The sequence below is a fragment of the uncultured Fibrobacter sp. genome (genome assembly GCF_937877005.1).
Classification (GTDB): Bacteria; Fibrobacterota; Fibrobacteria; order Fibrobacterales; family Fibrobacteraceae; genus Fibrobacter.
This window is the reverse complement of the sequence record NZ_CALEFV010000064.1, coordinates 1-3267: the sequence shown is the minus strand read 5'-3', so window position 1 is coordinate 3267 and position 3267 is coordinate 1. Positions and strand designations below refer to the sequence as shown.

The window sequence follows — 3267 nt, the reverse complement described above, 5'->3', positions numbered from 1 at the left end:
ACCTCTTCGGAGAAGGGGGGCGACGACTGATGCCTAGTCTGAAGAAGATCCTACACCTGTCGCTTGTCCTGCTGGCGTTATCTTTTGCCGTTTCGGTGCCTGCCAAGAATGCGCCTGTCGCGCAGAAGGACGAGCCTAAATCCCTGGTGCAATGGATGGACTACGGTGCCGCCCTTGAAAAGGCAAAAACGGAACCGAGACTGATTTTTGTGGACCTGTATGCGGACTGGTGCGTACCCTGCCGCATCATGGATGCGAATGTCTACAACAATCCGACGGTAGCGTCCATTTTGAATACGAAGTTCTATGCAGTGAAGCTTGATGCCGATTCTCAGGACTCCATCGTGTGCGACGGCAAAAAAAATACGGTGCAACGTTGCTATTTTGATGTATGGGAGCTGCATGCCCTCCCGGCATTTGTGCTAGTCGCCCCCAAGGGCATGAGCATCTTGACGGTGACGGATTCCATGTCGCCCGAAGAGTTGCGGTATATGCTGTACCAGTTTCTTGAAAAGGAAAAGGAGTGGATTTCTCGATGAACGAACAGGCTCTGTTTTACATCCAGGTCGCTTTTTGGTTGCTGCTCTTTTTGCTGGTGCACTGCTACCTGCTGTTCCCGATGACGCTCCCGTTCGTGAGTGAAATCTTCAAGCGTCGCAAGTCTCCGGAACAGGGCGATGTGGATCTCCCGACGGTCTCCATTCTGATTTCGGCATACAACGAAGAAGCTGTCATTGAGCGCAAGATTCAAAATATCCTGGAGCTGGATTATCCCAAGGATAAGCTTGAAGTGCTGATTGGCGACGACGGCTCCGCAGATAGGACTGCCGAAATTGTCGCCCGCTATGCGGACCAGGGCATTACGCTGGTGAAGGCCCCGAAGAATGCGGGCAAGGCAGCCATGCTCAACCGCTTAAACAAAATTGCAAAGAACGACATCCTGCTTTTCTGCGATGCAAACACGATGTTTTTCCCGAATGTGGTGCGCAAGCTGGTGATTCCGTTCCAGGACGCTAAGATTGGTTGTGCCTGCGGACACCTGATTCTTTCGGACAAGAGTGGTTCAACGCTTGGCCGCGGTGAAAGTTCCTACTGGGATTTGGAATCGGAAATCAAAAAGTTTGAAGGCGTGCTCGATATGCTCATTGGCGGTAACGGCGCACTGTACGCCATTCGCCGAGAACTGTATACGGAACTGCCTGTCAAGAAGAGTGTGATGGACGACTTCTTTGTGACGACCAAGGTTCTTGAAAAGGGCTACTACTGTACTTTTGTTACAAGTGCCATCGGTACGGAACAGACTTCCAAGGAGTCAAGCGGCGAGTTTCGCCGCAAGGTGCGCATCGGCCGTGCAAACTTCAACTACCTGTTCTCTTACTTGCCCTTACTGAATCCGCTACACCCTCTGCTTGCGTACTTGTTCTTTTCCCATAAGATTCTGCGCTGGTTCTCGCCGCACATTTTGATTCTTTTGTATGTAGCCAATGCTTGTTTGCTCACTAGTGGACTTTTCTACCAGGTATTCTTTGGTGCAATGACGGTCGCTTTCTTGGTCGCTCTCTTCAGGATTGTGCCCAGCGGCTACTACTTCCTTTCAATGAACTATGCGATGCTCAAGGGGTTCTTCATGGCCTTCAAACGCGAAAAGAGCGGTGGCTGGGCTCGCGAGGCAAGGAGCGACGAATGAAAAAGTTTTTCTCGGCCTTCCTGTTTGCGTTAGCGTTTGCCGCCATTCCGGCGAACGCCTTTACCATGGATATACAGGGTGGAGTGGTGAACCATGTCAGCGAAATCAAGAATTTCAACTTGAACGTGTATGGACATTGGTGGTATCCGATCGACCAAATGCTATTCTTTGGCGTGGGATCGGGTTACCAGGAAATTGACAATGTGAGCCTGATTCCTGTTTCGGGAAGCGTCTGGATTAGGCTTCCGATCGGGTCACGCACTCTTCCGGTAGCAACCGGCGACTGGGGGTACCTTTTTGGCTCGAAACACCAGATGTTCTGGCGTGCCGGCGGTGGTTTCGATATCAAGAACGGCGACTATTCGTCAATTATGTTGATGGGCGGCTACCAGTTCCTTGATCACGAAGGCAAAGGCTACGCCTACGTGCAAGCCGGCATATTAGTAGAATTGTAAAGACGATGAGTAATGTGTAATGTGAAATGTGGAGTTTTTTCATTAGTCATTACACACTTCACATTGCGACGCAGTCGCTCACATTCCACATTGCGCCTTTGGCGCTTACTGATCGATGCTCAGTCCCTTCTTGTCCAAAAGCACGCGCGGAATTCCGCCTTCTAGGGGGTTTTCTACCACAGAAATGGTTTCGAGACTTTCGCATTCGGCGAGGCTTTCGGGGAGGGTGGCGAGCTGGTTTGCATCGAGTACCAGTTCCTTGAGCTTTTTCAGGTTCGATAATTCCGAGGGGATTGCGCCAAGGTTGTTGCCCGACACCATCAGGACTTCGAGCGATTCCAGATGGCCGAGGGTGGCCGGAATACTGGTCAGGTCGTTGTTGTCGAGGTAGAGTTTGCGGAGCTTTTTAAGCTTTCCGAGTGTTGCCGGGACTTCGGAGAGCATGTTGTCATGGAGACTAAGCTTGGTGACGTTTTCCCACTTGCCGACTTCGAGGGTGAGGTCCAAAAGCTGGTTCTTGGCAATATTCACCGTTTCGAGCTTTTTGAGGTTGCCGACGGAATCCGGAAGTTCGGACAGGCTGTTGTAGCCCAGGTACAGGTGTTCAAGATTTGTAAGTTCGCCAATGGTTTCAGGAAGTTCCATCAGGTCGTTTTCGCTTACGGACAGTTTTTTGAGCTTTTTCAGCTTGCAAATGTCGTCGGGAAGTTCCACGAGCATGTTACGGTCGAGGATTAGCTCTTCGAGGTCTTCCAGTTCGAAAAGTTCCTGAGGAAGAATTCTCAGTTCTTTTTGGGAAAGGTCTAACGAGGTGGCTTTTTCGGCTTTAGCTTTATGAATAATGTCTAACAAGTTCATGGGAACATCTCCTATAGTGTAAATCATAGCATTTTTGTCCCGAAAAGATGAAACATTCTACAAAAAAAGTAAAAAAGTATGATTTTTACACAAATGTTCACTATAAATAGGGGGCATTAATGAAAAAAAATGAAAAAAATTGTCTTTAACTTGCTCAAAAGGGTGTTTTGATGCTATTTTTAGGATACAAATATGATAGTATTATAAAAGGTGCCCCTGTTTGCACCCGCATTTTGCTATTGTAAATAACAAAACTGAGGAAAAAAT

Annotated in this window: 4 protein-coding genes; 3 read left to right on the top strand and 1 reads right to left on the bottom strand. The window is 48.8% G+C overall.

Annotated elements, in window-relative coordinates; all coding sequences use genetic code 11:
* The first annotated feature begins 29 nt into the window (after positions 1 to 29).
* Genes Q0628_RS03660 through Q0628_RS03650 form a run of 3 tightly spaced genes read left to right on the top strand, consistent with a single transcriptional unit; the run spans position 30 to position 2142 of the window.
* A complete protein-coding gene (locus tag Q0628_RS03660; protein ID WP_298768252.1) occupies positions 30 to 539 on the top strand; it encodes a DUF255 domain-containing protein in 510 nt (169 codons plus the stop codon).
* Positions 536 to 1687, top strand: a complete 1152-nt coding sequence (locus Q0628_RS03655) for a glycosyltransferase family 2 protein (protein WP_298768250.1) — start codon at positions 536 to 538, stop codon at positions 1685 to 1687. Before Q0628_RS03660 ends, Q0628_RS03655 begins: the two co-directional genes overlap by 4 nt.
* Complete coding sequence (locus tag Q0628_RS03650; protein WP_298768248.1) at positions 1684 to 2142, top strand: hypothetical protein; 459 nt, start codon at positions 1684 to 1686, stop codon at positions 2140 to 2142. The genes Q0628_RS03655 and Q0628_RS03650 overlap by 4 nt, the downstream gene beginning before the upstream one ends.
* A gap of 105 nt (positions 2143 to 2247) precedes the next feature.
* Here the strand turns inward: Q0628_RS03650 and Q0628_RS03645 are convergent, their stop codons facing one another.
* On the bottom strand, positions 2248 to 3000 hold the full coding sequence (locus Q0628_RS03645; RefSeq protein ID WP_298768246.1) for a leucine-rich repeat domain-containing protein: 753 nt from the start codon (positions 2998 to 3000) through the stop codon (positions 2248 to 2250).
* Positions 3001 to 3267 lie beyond the last annotated feature (267 nt).

Bases quoted from the DNA above. Each gene is read 5' to 3' on its own strand.
- Q0628_RS03660 (WP_298768252.1), top strand. From the start codon at position 30: ATGCCTAGTCTGAAGAAGATCCTACACCTGTCGCTTGTCCTGCTGGCG.
- Q0628_RS03655 (WP_298768250.1), top strand. From the start codon at position 536: ATGAACGAACAGGCTCTGTTTTACATCCAGGTCGCTTTTTGGTTGCTG.
- Q0628_RS03650 (WP_298768248.1), top strand. From the start codon at position 1,684: ATGAAAAAGTTTTTCTCGGCCTTCCTGTTTGCGTTAGCGTTTGCCGCC.
- Q0628_RS03645 (WP_298768246.1), bottom strand. From the start codon at position 3,000: ATGAACTTGTTAGACATTATTCATAAAGCTAAAGCCGAAAAAGCCACC.